This window comes from Pseudomonas sp. GW456-E7, assembly GCF_059424105.1.
Genome location: NZ_JBWKZB010000037.1, coordinates 46,957 through 67,146 on the forward strand (window position 1 = coordinate 46,957; position 20,190 = coordinate 67,146).

The following is a 20,190-nucleotide window of genomic DNA, read 5'->3' on the forward strand; positions in this document are numbered from 1 at the left end:
ATCAAACACTTCCCTTTGCGCGTCCGGCCAAGGCCAGCAACTCGAACCACGTTTTTCTCGAGGTATTTTCCCAGTCAAACTTGTCACTTTGCGTTACAGCCGCGGTGGACAATTTCTTCAAAACATCTGGACTCGTTAACGCCTCGGAGAGAACATCTTTTATATTTTTTGAATCAAACGGCGAAAAATAAAGTGCAGCATCTGCTCCAAATTCCGGCATCGGCATTACATTGGAGCAGATCATTGGCCTACCGGAAGCCATAGCTTCAAGAAGAATATTCGGGCAGTTCTCACAGGACGAAGCAAAGAGATTCAGATAGGCGTGATGATACAGAGGAGGAAGGCTCTGATAGGGGATAGCACCCAATAACAGCACCTGACTTTCCAGGCCAAGTGTAGAAATCAGAGCTTTTACGCGCTCGGCCTCTGGCAGATGTGTTTCACCCACGAAAATTAGCGGAAACCTTTCGCGAAGCTCCTGAGGGAGGTTTGCGTAGGCATTGACAACCTCATAATGATGTTTGTAAACATCAAATCTCGACACATATAAAATGTAATCACCCACCGGAAGAAAATCAGGGCGAACGGGGTTATCGCTGTGAGTTCGAAACACCGAACCGATGCCATGGGGGATGGTGACGGCGTTTTTCACCTTGGTCAGCGACTCGATTACACTCCGCGCGTAATTGGAGATGAAGATTGTCAAATCAGCTTCCGACATGCTCTTGAGCATAATGCGGTTCAACAACCAGTTCCTGAGGCGCTGTAACCCCAACGGGATACTTTTGCGTACGCGCAAATCAAACGGGATCATGTTCCGAAACATCGTCGCAACCTTGCAGCCTGCAGGCGCACGAGTGCTGACTACCCCACCGGGGCAAAACAGCACGTCGGCCTTTTCCGCCTTCAAGATACCGGGCAGCGCCCACTTTTCCCAAAACGCCCTGAGAATCGGGTTCTCTGTGGGCCAGGCCGGTTCAACCCGACGGATCCGGGGATGATCCGGCAGCTTCAGTGAAGCCGGGGCGAAGACAACAATCTCAAGATCTTCGTTGACGGGAACAAATTGAAAAAGATTGATCAGGTATGTCTGACCTCCGCCAAGTCGGGCAGAGAGCGCGTTGAAAACTATCTTCATAGAACACCATTGCTCAATATAATTAACGACTATTTTTATCAAGCCAGGACTGGAACATTAGAATATTCCACAAATGAAGACTGCGATCGTAGGTTCCGTTTTGATGCTGGACCCATGCCGAACGAATTTTCTGACAATCAAAATAACCTTCTCTCTTGATTCGCTCTTCCGTCAACAGCTCTTCCGCCCACTCTCTAAGCGGCCCACGCAGCCATTGCGCCAGGGGAATGGAGAAGCCCGCCTTCGGCCTATCGAAGAATGAATTGGGTACATAGCGTTTCAGCAACTCACGAAGCGGCCATTTCCCAACACCATTTTTGATTAATTGGTCTGAAGACAAGGAAAACGCCAGTTCCGCAACTCGATGATCGAGCAATGGCGCGCGGGTTTCGAGGCTCGCGCTCATGGCGCCGCGGTCTACTTTAACCAGCAAGTCGTCAGGCAAATATTGAGACACGTCCCACCGACGCATTTCCTCAATATAGTCGTCCGCCGATTCCCAGCAAATAGCGCCCTGACCTTGACCGCCAGCTCCCAGCACGACGTTGTCATCAGGCTGCCACTGCGACATCAAACCGGTGTACATCTGTGCCAGACTCTCGGATGCCAGCAACTCGGACATTCTGTAGATGCGGCGACCATTCACTTTTGCTCGTACCGAACCCGGTAAAACAGAGCAGACGTTGTCCCACCCTTTTGAGGAAAGCGAGCGAAGTGAGTAAGCCATGACACGGCGTGCAGGCAATGGAAGCTTTTCTATACGCGCCCATAAGCCGGCAGTGATCTGGTAGCGGGGATAGCCGGCAAAAAGTTCATCACCGCCGTCCCCGGACAGCGCAACAGATACATGTTGCTTGGTCATCCTGGAAACCAGGATTGTAGGGATCTGCGAGGAGTCAGCGAAAGGCTCGTCGTAAATTTCCGGCAAATGCGGAATGATCGCAACGGCGTCGTCCGCACCCAGATAAAACTCAGTGTGATTCGTCCCCAAGTGCTTGGCGATCGCCTTCGCATAAGGGGCTTCATCAAACTCCGGCTCATTGAAGCCGATGGTGTAAGTATTGATACTTGAACTGCTTTGCGACTGCATCAACGAAACAATCAGGCTTGAATCCACCCCACCGGACAGGAACGCACCGAGTGGAACATCCGCAATCATCTGCGACTTCACCGCAGCCGACAGCCTTTCACCGACAACGTCCACCACTTCTTTATCACTAGCCTGAGACAACTCATCCCTTAATGCACTGGATTGCGCCAGTGACCAGTATGAAACAGGTGTCTGCCGGGAAGAAAAAGAGTCCACCGTAAGATAATGGGCTGGCGCCAGTTTCTTGATACCTTCGTAGATAGACTCAGGGGCTGGAACATAGCCAAATCTGACGAACTTCGCCAGTGCATGACGATCAATGCGCAGATCATCAGTAAAGGCCGCCTTGATTGCCTTCAACTCGGAGGAGAAAACAAACCGGTTACCGACAATACCGTAATACAGGGGTTTTTCCCCCATACGATCCCGGGCTAACGTAATTGTCTTGCTGACTTTGTCCCAGACAGCGAATGCAAACATGCCGACCAGATTTTCGAGCGTTGTTTGTACACCCCACGCCTCGATCGCGGCCAGCAGTACTTCCGTGTCAGAGTGACCACGCCAGATACGTGTCGAACCGGAGTCAATCAGTTTTTGTCGCAACTCATTGAAATTATAGATTTCACCATTGAACACGATAACGAAACGCTCGTTATCGGACACCATTGGCTGACTTCCGTGTACCGACAACTCCAGAATAGAAAGCCGCCGATGGCCCAGCGAAACTCCACTATCGGCATCTGACCAAACTGCTCCGTCATCGGGCCCGCGATGTATCAGCGCATCCACCATTTTGCCAACGGCAAAGGCGCTCTGCTGATCCAACTTCCACCCGACAACTCCCGCAATTCCGCACATACCTACGCTCTCACTCCAGTGAAAATATTTAAACTCACTTCAAAACCCGAACGAGTTTCATCGCGAAGAATAATCCAAATGACAATACATAAAAAACCATCGCATTCAGCAAGCTTATTTCACCATACCAAACCCAGTGCATTACCGACGCAGCACAAAGCATATACAGAAAAAGCTGCAAGAAGTCGTTATCGCGCCAGCGCGAATCGACAAAACGCAAGAAACAGACGCTGATGAACCCATTGAAGAATACACCAAACAAGCCAAAGTTTTCGAACGCCACACCAGCGGCATGAATCCCGCCCATCCCGGTAATGAAGTACCAGTAGGCCGGGTTATCCACCGTAATGGGCTTCACTACACCGAAAGCCGTATAGATAGGAGAAGGTGCCAGCGAAAGAAACATATCGAGGTAGGTCTGACCGTAGCGCAGGTGCTCCCCATCCCAGAAGCCTGTCAACTGCTGGACGAGCGGCAGGATGATTGCATTCCAGGAATTGAACAAAAAGAATTGTTCAATATTATCCGTAGTTAAATCAACATCCATGCGCACCATTGAAACGATAACGCCACTGCTCAGAACTACCAGCATAAAAGCCGCAACACACAACAATGTTTTGAATTTGATGAGATGGCTGTAGCGAAACATCAAACCCAGCACATAGGCGACTACCAACACAACAAAATCCCGATCTCCGGTCATCGCGTTGGCAATGGAATAAGTCATCACCAGCAGCGCCGACAAGGTAAGCATGTAGGATGATGGATAGGCAAACGCCAATGCAGTGACCGCAATGATAGAAAAAACCACCACAGCCTCAACACCCGCAAACATCTCGAGCATCGCTTCCACATTTATCAGTCTGAACAAAACAAAGAAGACCGATATTGAAAGAAACACCAGTCCTGCCAACTTGAAGTCGATTGGGGAGAAAAAAGCATTGCGGCGCGAGGAAGAATTTTCGGCAGGCACCAAAAGCCCCAACAGGTAGGCAGTCAGCCCGCCCGCAACGCCTAGAAACCAGACAAGCGAAAGTCTGAATACGAACTGTTCATCAAGGTAAAAACTATAGTCTCCGATCGGCCAAAGCGTAACGGTCTCGCTCCACAGGCTGCTTATCAGCCCAAGGAAGGGCACCGAGTAGCAGACTGCGTACAATGCAACCAGATATTTTTTGGATATCAGGCACAAAATGATTTGAACGACCAAAATCAGCAAGCATGTCGAAACCAGTAATATAACCATGAACCTAACTCAAAAAAGTAAAGCAACAGAACCGACAACCAGGTCCAACACTGGCCCCAACATCACTTACCGTCATGCGCATAGCGTGAGCATGACTCAGATCGAATATATTTTTCATTGCAACAACTTACGTCCGCCCAAGGACGCAAGCACTATAATTTGTGCAGCCAGGGCCAGTATGAATGATCTGAAAAGATCAATCGCCAACATATCGCCCTTCATACCCGTAAAAACCGTCGACGACAGATAGACGATCGCATAAACGCAACTAGCCAGAAAAACAACCTTGGTCAGATTTTTGCTGTGCAGGATCTGAGTAATGATAGTAGTCACAAGGCCAAGACCTCCCGCCAACACCGCATAAGACAGAAGGTCGGTTTTACTGCACAAACTACTACCCAGAATACATAACCAGTAACTCTGCGTCAGAACCATGAACAAAGGCAAACAAATCGAAACTGCAACACCAAGCATCAAATACAACTTGCTGGAGTTTTTGCCGTGGCCAGCCAGCTTGACGATGGCATATGAAGCAAGTGAACTCGGAAGAACCGTGACCAGAATATAAAAAAGAAAAAACAGATTGAAATAGCCCACTTCAGAAACATTCAAACTTGAATTTGCAAATATCATCAGACAAATGATATGAACAGGTGCCCCCAGAAGCATGCTTCCAGCGATGGCAGGCGCGCCAGATCGGAAGAGCAGAGTTGCCATCTTTGCAAAAGAGAAGTACTCACGCCCTCTCCCTTTTTCATGGCTGAACCTGCTCGCCTTTATCATAAAAAAACCGAACGCAGGAGCGATCAACGTGCAGAGTGCAAGTGTCAAAATGACACCCTCTATACGCCCTTCAACCTTCGCGATAGCCAGCACCAGGAGCAATCCGAGCAGCCCATGAGCGGCCAACGCAGCCACCCATCTTCCAGAGGTGTTAAGCGAGAACATCAGACCGGTTATGGTCAAATTGCAAACACAGGCAAACCCGAGGAAAAACGCGCCGGCCATCAAGTAGCCAGCACTCACCTCATAAGAGGACGCGGGGGCCGGGAATACTGAAAAAACAATGACACAGAGGGCACCCACAACGATGCCGCCCCATGCCATGAGACTCAAGGAAGTCCTGTAGTTTACATTTTCGGCATTCATTACCGCATAGCGACTTAGCGCCACACTCAAGCACTCACCCACCACAGTCGCGATGCCTGTTACGATCGCGTAGTGGTAAGAGAATACGCCGTACAACTCAACCCCTAACATTCGGGCCAAGCTGAACAGCAAAACAAACATGCAAAGTTTGTTTGCCAAAACTGTAACAGCACAGATCTCTTTAATCACAAGAGTTAACTTCTTGCGAAGAACGAAACGTACCAGTCAGCTGCTTTCAACATACCTTCGCCAACATTGAAGAGAGGTTGATAGCCCAGCAGATTCTTTGCCTTGTCAATATTGGCTTGCGAATGTCTTACATCACCGGCACGGAAATCCCGATACACCATTTCAGACGTAGTCGTGACATCAACATTGGACAAAGCACCCTTGATACAAGCAAAGACCTGATTCAATGTCGTGCGGTCTCCAACGGCGACGTTATAAACATTGTTTTTTGCTTCAGGACTCGCACAGGCAGCCAGAATATTGGCCTGGACCGCATTCTCTACAAAGCAGAAATCGCGACTCGTTTCCCCATCACCATTAACGAAAACCTCCTCGTTGTTGATCATGGCCGCAGTCCACTTGGGAATAACTGCTGCATAGGCGCCATTTGGATCCTGACGCTTGCCGAACACGTTGAAGTAACGAAGACCAATGGTTTTGAAACCGTAAGTGCTGGAAAAAACTTCAGCGTACAGTTCGTTTACATATTTCGTGACGGCATAAGGAGAAAGAGGTTTTCCGATAACACCCTCAACTTTAGGCAGTCCCGGGTGATCGCCATAGGTAGAGCTGGAGGCTGCGTAAGTAAAACTCTTTACCTGCGCGTCTTTCGCCGCGACCAGCATATTCAGAAAGCCATCAATATTGGTGCTGTTCGTGGTAATGGGATCATTGATGGAACGAGGGACGGACCCAAGCGCCGCCTGATGCAGTACGTAGTCCACCGGAATATCAGTGGCCGCATCAAAAGTCATCGCCCTTCTGCAGTCTTCAATATTTCTGATATCGCCGGTCACGAGTACGAATCGCGCCCATTGCTCCGGGCTCACTACCGACTGCACTTCGTCGAGATTACGTTGATGCCCGGTCGCAAAATTATCGAGCCCAACTACCCGCTGATCCAACTGCAGCAGCGTCTCCAATAGATTGGAGCCGATAAATCCGGCGACACCTGTGATCAACCAAACCTTGGGAGACTGTTGAATTTCAGCTTTGACTTTCTCGAAACGGATCATGTAATTCTCGACTTGGCATTTTTATGTCAGTGATAACGAATCAGGGTCTTCACAGACCCTGAGGATCACAGACGCAGATCTGACTGAGAGGCATCCAGCAGATACTTGAGGTCATAGAGAACGTGTTCGGCTTTACCCAGGCTCCGGATGCTCTCAGCGCCCATCGCGGAAAACTCGTTATGTGCCACAGCCAGAATAATACCGTCGTAGGAATTGACCTCTGGCTGACTGATAGGAGTAATCGAGTACTCATGAACTGCTTCAGCCGCATCTACCCACGGGTCGTACACATCAACAACAATATTGAATTCAGCGAGTTCATTTACGATGTCGATGATTTTGGTGTTGCGCAGATCAGGGCAGTTTTCTTTAAACGTCAACCCCATAATCAGCACTCGCGCACCATCAACATGAATTTTGCGCTTGAGCATTGCCTTGACTAGTTGAGAGACGACGTAAGCCCCCATACTGTCGTTCAAACGGCGACCGGCCAGAATGATTTCAGGGTGGTAACCAATAGACTGAGCCTTGTGCGTCAGGTAGTAAGGATCTACACCGATGCAATGCCCGCCTACCAAGCCCGGACGAAATGGCAAGAAGTTCCACTTCGTCCCGGCGGCCTCCAAAACGGCCTCGGTATCAATACCCATTTTATTGAAAATCAATGCCAACTCATTGATCAGCGCAATATTCAAATCGCGTTGCGTATTTTCAATAACTTTTGCAGCTTCGGCAACTTTGATGCTCTTGGCCTTGTGAGTACCAGCAATAATGATTGTGTTATACAGCGCATCGACAAGATCGGCGACTTCTGGAGTTGAACCCGCTGTAACTTTTTTAATGGTAGTTACGCGATGCTCTTTATCGCCCGGATTTATGCGCTCCGGACTATAACCTGCAAAAAAATCAACATTGAATTCGAGACCGGATACTTTTTCCAATACTGGAACACAGTCTTCCTCGGTAGCGCCAGGATAGACCGTTGATTCATAAATAACGATATCGCCTTTTTTCAGAACACGACCAATGGACTCGCTCGCTTTAACCAAGGGCGTCAAGTCCGGTCTCTTGTGTTCATCGATCGGCGTAGGCACGGTAACAATAAATACGTTGCAGGCAGACAACTCATCCAGCGCGGAGCTAAAGCTTAATCCTGATGCGGACTGCAACTCTTCATCAGACACCTCGAGAGTAGCGTCATGACCGGCTTTCAGCGCATCAATTCGTCGCTGGCTGATATCAAAACCAACCACTTGCATTTTTTTGCCAAACTCAACCGCCAGCGGCAAGCCCACATAACCGAGACCCACTATGGCCAACTTCACATCTTCGAGTTTAAGCATTGTTTTCCCTTGCCATTCATCAATATTAAGTCGATCGTTAAACCACTTTACATCTCGCGCGTCAGAAACGTACGGCATAGCTGCGCAAACTGGAAATTATACCGAAAGCCCCGCAGGGAACCACAATCATTTTCAGCAGCCAGGGAAAGAATATCCCCACCCTGGCGTAACTGCGAGGAGCAGCGCGCCGCCGGGGATAATAGCCGCCAATGAAACGACTGGAAACTGCCGACGATCAACCCGTGACCATCGCTGCGTATCACATTGCCGAGCAAAGTTCGACCCCGCCCGTCGAAAAAAAAAAAAACGCTGAGCCGGCTGATTACGAGCTAAGAAACATTCTGGCACTGCCCACCAAGGAGCAGGACCCAGCTTCCTTCCGCGGTTAAATTACTGCCCCATCGCTCGGCGACAGGGCAATGAAATATTACTGACAGAGGGTATAAAGTTTAATCTTCCGATTTCGCTGCGAAGAACCCACGCAACAATACGACAGCCAAACCCAGCATAAAGCCAGAAATAATACCCAAGACAAGGATCAATGCCTTGTTAGGCTTGACCGGGGTATCTGGCAGCTCGACATCTCCGTCCTGCCGATAGACAGACACCGCTGCCGCGTCAGTTTTCAACCCCTTGAAAAAGTTGTATTTACCCTGAAGCTCACGCAAACGATCCGTGAACGGGTCATCCGACGTGCGGGCCTGCATATTCTCGATTTCCGCCTTCAGCGCTATCGAGCCACGCATGTACGTAAGCTGACCAGACTCACCACCTGCAATAACAGACTGACTCAGCGTAATGGCGGGCGGCTTCGCCAATCCAATCGACTCGGCAATGCGCAAGGCTTCAGCCAACCTGGCTATCGAGTCCTCTTTCGCCACGCGACTCGCATCCCTTGCGGAGCTTATCTGCTGCTCCAAATTACGAGCACGAACCTCTGACTCGATCGAAAGATTCCTGATCATTTCATTTTTAGCCAAATCGCCGGCCTGGGCAATGTATGCTGCGGCCCAATTTCTGGCCTGCTCAGGGTTACTGGTTTGTACGACAACCAAATATCTGTCCGAGGCCTCCTTGAGCGGAGAAACGACACGGAGCACCTGAGAGAAATCCGCATACAAAACATCCTGGGACTTTTTACGCTGATCCTCGGACAAACTTGGTAGATAGACCTTGTAAAAAAAATCCCGACGCAGCGACTCTGCCTGCAAGCGACGAATGTATATGTCGTAGACATCCTTAACACTATAAGGCGCCAACTCGGTATCTTTCGTTCGCCCGTAGTTAAAGTTAGCAATATCGTTCTGAGTTGGCGGAATTACGAAAGCCTTCGCCTCATAAATTGGAGTAGCGACAAAAGCATAGCTCGCTGCAGCGACAGCCCCAAGGACAGCAAAAGCCAAGATGATATACTTCTGACGTAAAATAGCGCGAACAAACCTTTGAAACTCAAAATCACCTACATTTTTTTCTTCTCTGGAGTCGCCCTGCATATACTGATAGCCTTCTACTTATAAAATTACTTTACATTCCACGAACACAGACATTGAGAACCATCAACGTAAAACTCCAGGACTCAAGCTGCAACCGCACCGCGCCCCCCTCTTAAAGAGCGTTCGCAGCACACGACATACCAAAACCCCGACTGAACGCTCGAACACCCAGCGTCAATCTTAATGAGAAACCTGCCGCACTCTCCTCCTGGATCTCAAGGCATAAACGGCCACCATCAATCCGCCCATGATCATTCCGGCCAGGAATGCGACAACTCCAACAATTGATACCTGCAGCTCGGGAGATGAAAAACCAAAAAAGGAAACGACAACGAGCTGCTGATTTTCCAACACAAAAAGTAAACACGCGACCGCTACCAACAGCACCAGTCCCGTGATCGCAAACCGCATGAAGCGACTCCCGGCACGCCAACTACTCCTCAACGTAACCTTCCTCTTCTTCATTCACCCGATCACGCAACTCTTTCCCCGGCTTGAAATGAGGAACAAATTTGCCATCGAGACTGACTGACTGACCGGTTTTCGGATTGCGACCGACTCGCGGCGCTCTGTAGTGCAAGGAGAAGCTGCCAAACCCACGGATCTCGATGCGATCACCAGTAGCCAGACATTGGGACATTTGTTCAAGCATGGTCTTGATGGCCAGCTCCACATCCTTGGATGAGAGCAGCCCTTGGTGGGTGACTATTCGTTCGATCAACTCCGACTTCGTCATATTTTTCCCTTCTTTTTCAAGCAGCTAGATCAAGCGCTTCAAAGGTTTTAGCACGCCCGGATCAATTTGAACAGCCCGAGTTTTTTACATTTTCCTCCAGCAAAGGGATGTCCACTTCCAAGGCAGCGGAACACTGATCCTGCACCCTCACGCTCACCTACAGACAACCAACATGGTGCGCGTCAGATAGCCAGCAGGGTTGAAGCCAAAGGGGCTCCCATCCTCATCTTTGGCATCATCGGACCTGGCTACAACTTTGTAGCCCTCCGCGCTGCACTCTTTGCTCGCTCGCTTGCGGCACTTCTCCCATCCCGACCCCAGTCCCGAACAATCAATCTCGATACCACTGACCCCACGCACCGCGTGAGTCTTGGCATTAGTGCCGCAGCCAGCCAGTATCAGTACTGTCATTACTACGATGAGCTTGTTCATTCGCTTCCTTAGGCCAGGCACGCCGCCCGACTTTCGTTCGCTTCAAGCAAAAGACTAGCTGTAAATAAACGATTCATGCCGTTGTAGAAAGGGACCACTTGCCATGGGCACTAGTTTCACGACTGAAGCAAAACAAAGGAGGCCAGCCAAGGATCCCAAGGGAACCGTCGCATCACCCACAGAAGGCGAAACCAGTACTGCTCACCCGCCCTTCGCGTGCATCGTTTTGAAATCCCTGCCCGCCTCGATCACCGCCTGATCTGCACCGAGCGGTGCGCGCCATCCGAGAAGATTACAGGCTTTACTGGAGTCCACCACCAGAGATCCACAGAGCTGCTCAAAGGCACCTCCCAACCCCGCAACGCGAGCGCCCCAACGCATAATTCCTGGCGGCATAGGCACGAGCGAGACCCGCTTACCCATTCCTTCCGCCAAGCGCTTGACAATCTGGGGAGTGGAAAGATCCACCCCATCAGAAATCAGGAACGTTTCGTTAGCAGCCGCTGGATGCTCAATACACAGGGAAATGAAGTCCACCAGGTTTCGCAATGACACCATGCTGCGGCAATTATCGACCGATGCAAGTGGCAACGGCAGGCCTGTGGCAACCAGTTTCAATAAACGCCGAAAGTTTCCAGGGGCATGGCCAGCATACACAAGCGGTGGACGAATGATTACGAGCTCCATATCAGAACCCTTCAGAAGCTCACGCAAACCTTGTTCGGCCTCCCACTTGGATATCGCATAGTCCGCTTTGGGAGCTGGTATTGAGGACTCATCGAATGGCGTGGTTGTTGTGCTTGATCCGTTCACGCCAATGGAGCTAATAAAAATGAAGCGCTTCACGCCGGTGGCCAGTGCCTTTCGAGCCAGATTCAATGTGAATTCAACATTGTCTGCGCGATAGAGATCGAGAGGCGAACTCGAGGTTTCTTTCAATACGTGCGCGCGACCGGCGAGGTGGATCAGCGCAGTGACACCCTCAGGAAAAGGCGCGTCGTCCCAGGCTACGTTACTGTTGATTATGACTTGAGCTACTTCGCTCGGAACTTTCTGACTCTGACTGCGAACCAGCGCAGTGAGATCCACATTCTTTTTTGCTATGAGTTGCTGCAGAAGCTCCTGCCCGATAAAGCCGGTAGCTCCGGTGATCAGTATCTTTTGTGAGAGAGTCAAGAATGCCGCTCCGAGAGTCGAAGGATTGAATTCATAGCGCCTATAATTCTGCGAACTAATGACATTTACACGGGACACATCAAAATCAGCATACAAAAAAAGGGCGACCGAAGTCGCCCTTTTTTACAGAAAGTCAGAACTTAGTTCTGCTTTTCCATTTGTGCACGCAGCAGGTCACCCAGGGTGGTGGCCACAGGAGCATCAGTAGCTACTGGCTTGTCGCGCAGGCTCTGGATTGCTTCTTTCTCGTCTTCAACGTCTTTCGACTTGATCGAGAGCTGGATTACACGGCTCTTGCGGTCAACGCTGATGATCTTGGCTTCTACTTCTTCGCCTTCTTTCAGAACGTTGCGCGCGTCTTCAACGCGGTCACGGCTGATTTCGGAGGCTTTCAGAGTCGCTTCGATATCGTCGGCCAGAGTGATGATGGCGCCTTTAGCGTCAACTTCCTTCACGATGCCTTTAACGATGGCGCCTTTGTCGTTCTCTTGAACGTACTCGGAGAACGGATCGCTTTCCAGTTGCTTGATACCCAGGGAGATGCGCTCGCGCTCTGGGTCAACCGACAGGATAACGGTGTCCAGCTCGTCGCCCTTCTTGAAGCGGCGTACGGCTTCTTCGCCCACTTCGTTCCAGGAGATGTCGGACAGGTGAACCAGACCGTCGATGCCGCCGTCCAGACCAATGAAGATACCGAAATCGGTGATCGACTTGATGGTGCCGGAGATTTTATCGCCCTTGTTGAACTGGCCAGAGAAATCTTCCCATGGGTTAGATTTGCACTGCTTGATGCCCAGGGAGATACGACGACGCTCTTCGTCGATGTCCAGAACCATGACTTCCACTTCGTCGCCGACTTGTACGACTTTCGAAGGGTGGATGTTCTTGTTGGTCCAGTCCATTTCGGAAACGTGTACCAGACCTTCAACGCCTTCTTCCAGCTCAGCGAAGCAGCCGTAGTCGGTCAGGTTGGTTACACGCGCGGTAACGCGAGTGCTTTCTGGGTAACGGGCTTTGATAGCAACCCATGGATCTTCGCCCAGTTGCTTCAGGCCCAGGGAAACACGATTGCGCTCGCGATCGTACTTCAGAACCTTGACATCGATCTCGTCGCCAACGTTGACGATTTCGGAAGGATGCTTGATACGCTTCCAAGCCATGTCGGTAATGTGCAGCAGGCCATCGACGCCACCCAGATCGACGAATGCGCCGTAATCGGTGAGGTTCTTGACGATACCTTTGACTTGTTGGCCTTCCTGCAGGGATTCCAGCAGAGCTTCGCGCTCGGCGGAGTTCTCGGCTTCCAGGACGCTGCGACGGGAAACGACAACGTTGTTGCGCTTCTGGTCCAGCTTGATGACCTTGAATTCCAGCTCTTTGCCTTCCAGGTGCGTGGTGTCGCGCACTGGACGGACGTCAACCAGAGAACCTGGCAGGAACGCACGGATGCCGTTAACGTCGACAGTGAAGCCGCCTTTAACCTTACCGTTGATAACGCCCTTGACCACTTCTTCGGCTGCGAAGGCTGCTTCCAGAACAATCCAGCATTCAGCGCGCTTGGCTTTTTCACGGGACAGCTTGGTTTCGCCAAAGCCGTCTTCAACCGAGTCCAGAGCAACGTGAACTTCGTCACCGACGTTGATGTTCAGTTCGCCAGCGTCGTTGTAGAACTGCTCAAGCGGGATGAGTGCTTCAGACTTCAGGCCAGCGTGAACGGTTACCCAGCGAGCCTGGTAATCGATATCAACGATAACACCGGTGATGATGGAGCCTGCCTGAAGGTTCAGGGTTTTTAGGCTTTCTTCAAAGAGTTCCGCAAAGCTTTCGCTCATTTTAATTCCTGTTGATGAGGGCGAAGAAAACGCCCATCTCCACACCCCAGACGGTGTGGGTTAGTTTCATTTAAAAGAAGCCACCGCAGGACTATGACTGGTCCCCTGCGGCCCTCTTGGTCACCCGGCGATATCGCGAATGGCGATCTCGCTCATGATGCGTTCCAGCACCTGGTCGATGGACAATTCCGTGGAATCCAGCTGTATGGCGTCGGCCGCCGGTTTGAGCGGGGCTACCGCTCGCTGGGTGTCACGCTCATCGCGTGCACGTATCTCATCTAGCAGACTCGACAGACTAACACCCTCGACTTTGCCCTTCAACTGCAAATATCGACGGCGCGCCCTCTCCTCGGCACTGGCGGTCAGAAAAATCTTCAGCGGCGCATCAGGAAAAACCACGGTGCCCATGTCGCGACCATCTGCCACCAGGCCCGGCGCTTCCTGAAAAGCACGCTGGCGCTGCAGCAGCGCCTCGCGTACAGCGGGCAACGCAGCGACCTGGGAAGCGCCGGAACCGACGCTTTCGGTGCGAATGACATCGCTGACTTCATCACCTTCCAGGATGATGCGTTGCAGCTGACCGTCCGTCGCCGCGATGAACTGCACGTCCAGATGAGCGGCGAGTTTCTTCAGCAGCTCTTCGTTGGTCAGGTCGACACCATGGTTGTGCGCGGCGAAAGCCAGCAGGCGGTACAACGCACCGGAATCCAGCAGGTTCCAGCCCAGGCGCTTGGCCAGAATCCCGGCTACCGTGCCCTTGCCCGAACCGCTTGGCCCGTCGATGGTGATGACCGGTGCAATGTTGTTCACGACTGCGCCTCTTGTGCCACACGAATGCCGACCTGCGCGCACAGCGCCAGGAAGTTCGGGAACGACGTCGCGACGTTGGCGCAATCATGAATGCGGATCGGCGCACTGGCGCGCAGCGAAGCAACGCTGAACGCCATGGCGATACGGTGGTCACCATGACCGTGCACTTCACCGCCGCCGATCTGGCCGCCGTCGATGATGATGCCGTCCGGGGTCGGTTCGCATTTGACGCCCAGCGCCAGCAGGCCGTCCGCCATGACCTGGATACGATCCGATTCCTTGACCCGCAGCTCTTCGGCGCCGGTCAGCACGGTGCGCCCTTCGGCGCAGGCAGCGGCCACGAACAGTACCGGGAATTCGTCGATGGCCAACGGGACCAACTCTTCAGGAATCTCGATACCTTTGAGTTTAGCTGCCCGCACACGCAGGTCAGCCACGGGTTCGCCGCCGACTTCACGCTGGTTTTCCAGGGTGATGTCCGCCCCCATCAGGCGCAGGATGTCGATCACGCCGGTACGGGTCGGATTGATGCCGACATGCTCGAGCACCAGGTCCGAACCTTCGGCGATCGATGCCGCCACCAGGAAGAACGCCGACGACGAAATGTCGCCCGGCACTTCGATGTGGGTCGCGGCCAGCTTGCCACCGGACTCAACCGATGCCGTGGCACCGTCAACGCTTACCGGGTAGCCGAAACCGCGCAGCATGCGCTCGGTATGGTCGCGAGTCGGAGCCGGCTCGGTCACGGTGGTCTTGCCTTCGGCATACAGACCAGCCAGCAGCAGGCAGGACTTAACCTGGGCGCTGGCCATCGGCATGGTGTAGGTCAGGCCCTTGAGCTTGTTGCCACCACGAATGGTCATCGGTGGACGACCTTCGGCGGCAGTCTCGATCACCGCCCCCATTTCACGCAGCGGATTGGCCACGCGATTCATCGGGCGCTTGGACAGCGAGGCGTCGCCGGTCAGGGTGCTGTCGAAGTTCTGCGCGGCGAGCAGGCCGGACAGCAGACGCATCGACGTACCGGAGTTGCCCAGGTAGATCGGGCCCGGCGCTGGCTTCAGGCCATGCAGGCCAACGCCGTGAATGGTCACGCGACCGTGGTGCGGGCCTTCGATGACCACGCCCATGTCACGGAACGCCTGCAAGGTCGCCAGGGCATCTTCACCCTCGAGGAAGCCTTCGACTTCGGTGACGCCTTCAGCGAGGGAACCGAGCATGATCGAACGGTGGGAAATCGATTTGTCACCCGGTACGCGAATCCGACCGGACAGGCGGCCACCAGGTTGAGCCAGGAAAATCAGATCGTTGGAATTCATAGCGTCCACATAGGCCCTGCGGGCCAGGATTTTACTGAAATGCTCGCGGGCAACCCGGGCGCGAGTGAAAACGCCCAACAATTGGTGCCCATCCCCTGCATCGACCGCGTCGCGCAAGGCGTCGAGATCGCTGCGAAATGTATCGAGTGTGCGCAGGACAGCTTCGCGGTTGGCGAGGAAGATGTCGTGCCACATGACCGGGTCGCTACCCGCGATTCTTGTGAAATCACGGAAACCGCCCGCAGCGTAACGGAAGATCTCAAGATTTTCATTGCGCTTGGCCAACGAGTCGACCAGACCGAACGCCAGCAAGTGCGGCAGATGACTGGTCGCAGCCAGTACTTCGTCGTGACGTTCGACCTGCATGTGCTCGACATCGGCACCCAGCGCGCGCCACAAACGGTCGACCACGGCCAAGGCTGCCGGATCGGTCTGATCCAGCGGCGTCAGGATCACCTTGTGCCGACGGAACAGCTCGGCGTTGGAGGCTTCGACCCCACTCTGCTCGGAACCGGCAATCGGATGCCCCGGCACGAAGCATGGCGGCATCTTGCCAAATGCTTCGGTGGCAGCGCGTACAACGTTGCCCTTGGCGCTACCGACATCGGTCAGGATCGCCTGCCCCAGGTCCATGCCAGCCAGACGCGCGAGCACTTTCTCCATGGCCAGGATCGGTACCGCCAACTGAATGACGTCGGCGCCCTGACAAGCAACGCCCAGGTCTTCTTCGCAGCGATCCACCACCCCCAACTCGACCGCGAGCTTGCGCGATTGTGGATCGAGATCGACCCCGACCACTTCGCGACACATCCCGCTTTCGCGCAAACCCTTGGCAAACGAACCGCCGATCAACCCCAGACCGACCACCACCAGGCGACCGATCATAGGTTCAGCAGATTGCAGTGCAGTGACATCAACCACGAGCCAGAACCTTGGTCAGCGCTTCCAGGAAGCGGCTGTTCTCTGCCGGCAGACCAATGGTGACGCGCAGGTGGTTCGGCATGCCGTAGTTGGCCACCGGGCGCACGATCACGCCTTCACGCAGCAAGCCCTGGAACACCGGGGCCGCCACCTGACCGAGATCGACGCAAATGAAATTGCCCTTGGATGGAATCCAGCTCAGACCCAGCTCACGGAAACCGGCTTCCAGCTGCTGCATGCCGGACTCGTTCAACTGACGGCTTTGCGCCAGATACTCGTCATCCTTCAACGCCGCACAGGCCGCGGCCAGGGCCAGGCTGTTGACGTTGAACGGCTGGCGCACACGGTTCAGCACGTCTGCGACTACCGCCGTGGACAAGCCATAACCCACGCGCAGCGCTGCCAGGCCATAGGCCTTGGAGAAGGTCCGGGAAACCAGCAGGTTCGGATAGGCCGCCAGGAAGTCGAGGCCATCCGGCAGATCGCTGCCTTCGGCGTATTCGATGTAAGCCTCGTCCAGCACGACCAGCACATGCTCCGGCACATCCTGCAGGAATTCGTCCAGCGCCTCGGCGTCGAACCAGGTCCCGGTCGGGTTGTTCGGGTTGGCGATGAAGACCACGCGGGTATTGGCGTCGATGGCTGCCAGCATTGCCGGCAGGTCATGCCCCCAATCCCTGGCCGGAACCACCTTGGCCTGCGCACCGACCGCCTGAGTGGCAATCGGATAGACAGCGAACGCATGCTCGCTGAACACGGCATTCAGACCCGGTGCCAGATAGGCACGCGCGACCAGTTCCAGGATGTCGTTGGAACCATTGCCCAGCGTAACCTGATCAAGTTCGACCCGGCACTGCTCGGCCAACAGGCTCTTGAGGGCAAACCCGTTGCCGTCCGGATAACGGGTCAGCTCGGCCAGCGCATCGCGGATCGCCGCCAGCGCTTTGGGGCCAGGGCCCAGCGGGTTTTCGTTGCTCGCCAGCTTGATGATGCTGGCTGGATCGAGGTCCAGCTCGCGAGCCAGTTCGTCCACGGGTTTGCCCGGAACGTAAGGCGAAAGTTGTTGCACGCCCGGCTGTGCCAGAGCGAGGAAATTGCCACTCATTTGCTACCGCCCTTAGAGAACTGCTTTCGGGTAGGAACCCAGCACTTTGAGTGCCACTGCTTCCTGACTGATTTTTTCCAGCACACCTTTTACCAGCGGATCGCGGTGATGGCCGACAAAATCGATGAAGAACACGTAGGTCCATTTGCCGCTGCGCGACGGACGGGTCTCGATTCGCGTCAGGTCGATGCCGTTGTCGTGGAACGGCACCAGCAACTCATGAAGTGCACCCGGTTTGTTGCTCATCGAGACAATGATCGACGTCTTGTCGTCGCCGGTCGGCGGCACTTCCTGGTTGCCGATCATGAGGAAGCGCGTGGAGTTATCCGGGCGGTCCTCGATTTTTTCGGCCAGACGGGTCAAGCCATACAGGCCGGCCGCCATGTCACCGGCAATCGCCGCCGAGTTCCACTCGCCCTTGACCCGCTTGGCCGCTTCGGCGTTGCTGGACACCGCCACGCGCTCGACATTCGGGTAATGCGCGTCCAGCCACTTGCGGCACTGGGCCAGGGACTGGGCGTGGGAGTAGATGCGGCTGATGCTGTCGGTCTTGGTGTTTTCACCGACCAGCAGGTGATGGTGGATACGCAGCTCGACTTCGCCGCAGATCACCATGTCATGTTCGAGGAAGCTGTCGAGGGTGTGGTTGACCGCGCCTTCGGTGGAGTTTTCCACCGGCACCACGCCAAAGTTCACCGCCCCGGCCGCCACTTCACGGAACACTTCGTCGATTGCCGCCATCGGCTTGCTGATCACCGCGTGACCAAAGTGCTTCATGGCCGCCGCCTGGGTGAAGGTACCCTCAGGGCCGAGATAAGCCACTTTCAACGGCTGCTCGAGTGCCAGGCAGGAAGACATGATTTCGCGGAACAGCCGCGCCATCTCTTCGTTGCCCAGCGGCCCCTGGTTACGTTGCATGACACGCTTGAGCACCTGAGCCTCACGCTCAGGACGATAGAACACCGGCACTTCGCCTTCGGCCAGCGAGGCCATCTTTACTCGCGCGACTTCCTGGGCGCAGCGCGCACGCTCACTGATCAGCTCCAGGACCTTTTCGTCCAGGGCATCAATGCGCAGGCGCAGTGCCTTGAGTTCTTGCTCAGACATTAGCCGTGTTCCTTCTCGAACTCTGCCATGTACGAAACCAGCGCATTGACGGCGTTGATATCGACGGCGTTATAGATGGAGGCGCGCATGCCGCCCACGGAGCGGTGCCCCTTGAGGTTCAACAGGCCGCGCTCGTCGGCACCGGCCAGGAACGGCTTGTCCAGACGATCGTCAGCCAGGCGGAACGGCACGTTCATCCACGAGCGGTCCGACTTGTTGATCGGGTTGCTGTACAGGCCGCTGGCATCAATGAAGCTGTACAGCGTGCGCTGCTTGACTTCGTTGAGCTTGCCGATGGCCTCGACGCCGCCCTGCTCTTTCAGCCACTCGAACACCAGGCCGGACAAGTACCAGGCCAGGGTCGGCGGGGTGTTGTACATCGAGCCGTTGTCGGCCGCGACCTTGTAGTTGAGCATGGTCGGGCACAGGGAGCGGGCCTTGCCGAGCAGGTCTTCGCGAACGATGTTGACGACGATACCGCTCGGGCCGATGTTTTTCTGGGCACCGGCGTAGATCATGCCGAAACGCGAAACATCCACCGGGCGCGACAGGATGTCAGAGGACATGTCAGCCACCAGCGGAACGTCACCGGTTTCCGGAATCCACTGGAACTCCAGGCCACCGATGGTTTCGTTCGGCGCGTAGTGAACGTAGGCCGCGTCTTTCGACAGCTTCCACTCGTTCTGACCGGGAATGGCGAAATAGTCGTAGGGCTTGGCGGTACCGGCAACGTTGACGTGGCCGTAGCGCGAAGCTTCTTCGATGGCTTTCTGCGACCAGATACCGGTGTCGATATAGTCAGCCGAGCCGTTTTCCGGCAGCAGGTTCAGAGGAATCTGCGCGAATTGCTGGCTGGCGCCACCTTGCAGGAACAGCACTTTATAGTTCGAGGGGATATTCAGCAGATCACGCAGATCCTGCTCGGCCTTGGTGGCGATGGACACGAACTCATCACTGCGATGGCTCATTTCCATGACCGACAGACCCTTGCCGTGCCAGTCGAGGAGTTCACCCTGGGCGCGCTGCAGGACAGCTTCGGGAAGCGCCGCAGGACCGGCACAGAAGTTATAGGCTCTCTTGCTCACATCCAATCTCGCTCTGATTTCAATCAATCTATTTGATCTGTAGGAGCTGTCGAGCGAAGCGAGGCTGCGATCTTTTGATCTTTATTCCTGAAGGCAAGATCAAAAG

The 20,190-nt window shown here is 54.0% G+C and carries 18 protein-coding genes; 1 reads left to right on the forward strand and 17 read right to left on the reverse strand.

Annotated elements, in window-relative coordinates; translation table 11 throughout:
• Window position 1 precedes the first annotated feature (1 nt).
• The 6 genes from AC07YV_RS21645 to tviB all read right to left on the reverse strand — a co-directional run bounded on the left by AC07YV_RS21645 (window position 2) and on the right by tviB (window position 8,068).
• Complete coding sequence (locus AC07YV_RS21645; protein WP_102700297.1) at window positions 2–1,138, reverse strand: glycosyltransferase family 4 protein; 1,137 nt, start codon at window positions 1,136–1,138, stop codon at window positions 2–4.
• A 22-nt stretch (window positions 1,139–1,160) separates the two neighbouring features.
• The gene (gene asnB / locus AC07YV_RS21650) at window positions 1,161–3,086 is read right to left on the reverse strand and encodes an asparagine synthase (glutamine-hydrolyzing) (RefSeq protein WP_102700296.1); all 1,926 of its coding nucleotides are present in this window, start codon (window positions 3,084–3,086) and stop codon (window positions 1,161–1,163) included.
• A 34-nt stretch (window positions 3,087–3,120) separates the two neighbouring features.
• Window positions 3,121–4,332: a hypothetical protein gene (locus AC07YV_RS21655; RefSeq protein ID WP_102700295.1), complete on the reverse strand. Its 1,212-nt coding sequence runs from the start codon at window positions 4,330–4,332 to the stop codon at window positions 3,121–3,123.
• A 114-nt stretch (window positions 4,333–4,446) separates the two neighbouring features.
• A complete protein-coding gene (locus tag AC07YV_RS21660) occupies window positions 4,447–5,670 on the reverse strand; it encodes an MATE family efflux transporter (RefSeq protein ID WP_102700294.1) in 1,224 nt (407 codons plus the stop codon).
• Window positions 5,671–5,675: 5 nt separating this feature from the next.
• Window positions 5,676–6,725 (reverse strand): NAD-dependent epimerase/dehydratase family protein, encoded by a 1,050-nt coding sequence (locus AC07YV_RS21665; protein ID WP_102700293.1) that lies wholly within the window; start codon window positions 6,723–6,725, stop codon window positions 5,676–5,678.
• A 65-nt stretch (window positions 6,726–6,790) separates the two neighbouring features.
• Window positions 6,791–8,068, reverse strand: coding sequence for a Vi polysaccharide biosynthesis UDP-N-acetylglucosamine C-6 dehydrogenase TviB (gene tviB / locus AC07YV_RS21670; protein ID WP_102700292.1), 1,278 nt, complete (start codon window positions 8,066–8,068; stop codon window positions 6,791–6,793).
• Between the two features lie 209 nt (window positions 8,069–8,277).
• Between tviB and AC07YV_RS21675 the strand changes: the two genes are divergently transcribed.
• The gene (locus tag AC07YV_RS21675) at window positions 8,278–8,457 is read left to right on the forward strand and encodes a hypothetical protein (protein ID WP_494990349.1); all 180 of its coding nucleotides are present in this window, start codon (window positions 8,278–8,280) and stop codon (window positions 8,455–8,457) included.
• Window positions 8,458–8,517: 60 nt separating this feature from the next.
• Here AC07YV_RS21675 and AC07YV_RS21680 read toward each other — a convergent pair whose 3' ends face one another.
• From AC07YV_RS21680 to serC, 11 genes are all read right to left on the reverse strand, one after another.
• Window positions 8,518–9,561 (reverse strand): LPS O-antigen chain length determinant protein WzzB, encoded by a 1,044-nt coding sequence (locus AC07YV_RS21680; RefSeq protein ID WP_102700290.1) that lies wholly within the window; start codon window positions 9,559–9,561, stop codon window positions 8,518–8,520.
• 180 nt (window positions 9,562–9,741) lie between these two features.
• A complete protein-coding gene (locus AC07YV_RS21685; RefSeq protein ID WP_173900816.1) occupies window positions 9,742–9,972 on the reverse strand; it encodes a lipopolysaccharide assembly protein LapA domain-containing protein in 231 nt (76 codons plus the stop codon).
• A 22-nt stretch (window positions 9,973–9,994) separates the two neighbouring features.
• Window positions 9,995–10,297, reverse strand: a complete 303-nt coding sequence (gene ihfB / locus AC07YV_RS21690; protein ID WP_102700288.1) for an integration host factor subunit beta — start codon at window positions 10,295–10,297, stop codon at window positions 9,995–9,997.
• Window positions 10,298–10,450: 153 nt separating this feature from the next.
• Window positions 10,451–10,729 carry a hypothetical protein gene (locus tag AC07YV_RS21695; RefSeq protein ID WP_102700287.1) on the reverse strand — a complete coding sequence of 93 codons (279 nt, stop codon included), beginning with the start codon at window positions 10,727–10,729 and terminating at the stop codon, window positions 10,451–10,453.
• Between the two features lie 201 nt (window positions 10,730–10,930).
• Window positions 10,931–11,905 carry an NAD-dependent epimerase/dehydratase family protein gene (locus AC07YV_RS21700; protein ID WP_102700286.1) on the reverse strand — a complete coding sequence of 325 codons (975 nt, stop codon included), beginning with the start codon at window positions 11,903–11,905 and terminating at the stop codon, window positions 10,931–10,933.
• Window positions 11,906–12,045: 140 nt separating this feature from the next.
• On the reverse strand, window positions 12,046–13,737 hold the full coding sequence (gene rpsA, locus AC07YV_RS21705; protein ID WP_007973639.1) for a 30S ribosomal protein S1: 1,692 nt from the start codon (window positions 13,735–13,737) through the stop codon (window positions 12,046–12,048).
• 120 nt (window positions 13,738–13,857) lie between these two features.
• Window positions 13,858–14,547, reverse strand: coding sequence for a (d)CMP kinase (cmk, locus tag AC07YV_RS21710; RefSeq protein WP_007973641.1), 690 nt, complete (start codon window positions 14,545–14,547; stop codon window positions 13,858–13,860).
• The gene (locus AC07YV_RS21715; RefSeq protein ID WP_240628981.1) at window positions 14,544–16,751 is read right to left on the reverse strand and encodes a bifunctional prephenate dehydrogenase/3-phosphoshikimate 1-carboxyvinyltransferase; all 2,208 of its coding nucleotides are present in this window, start codon (window positions 16,749–16,751) and stop codon (window positions 14,544–14,546) included. The genes cmk and AC07YV_RS21715 overlap by 4 nt, the downstream gene beginning before the upstream one ends.
• Before the next feature lie 28 nt (window positions 16,752–16,779).
• Window positions 16,780–17,892 (reverse strand): histidinol-phosphate transaminase, encoded by a 1,113-nt coding sequence (gene hisC, locus AC07YV_RS21720; protein WP_102700284.1) that lies wholly within the window; start codon window positions 17,890–17,892, stop codon window positions 16,780–16,782.
• Between the two features lie 12 nt (window positions 17,893–17,904).
• Window positions 17,905–18,999: a prephenate dehydratase gene (gene pheA, locus AC07YV_RS21725; protein WP_102700283.1), complete on the reverse strand. Its 1,095-nt coding sequence runs from the start codon at window positions 18,997–18,999 to the stop codon at window positions 17,905–17,907.
• Window positions 18,999–20,084, reverse strand: coding sequence for a 3-phosphoserine/phosphohydroxythreonine transaminase (gene serC, locus AC07YV_RS21730; RefSeq protein ID WP_007973646.1), 1,086 nt, complete (start codon window positions 20,082–20,084; stop codon window positions 18,999–19,001). The genes pheA and serC overlap by 1 nt, the downstream gene beginning before the upstream one ends.
• Between the last annotated feature and the right edge of the window lie 106 nt (window positions 20,085–20,190).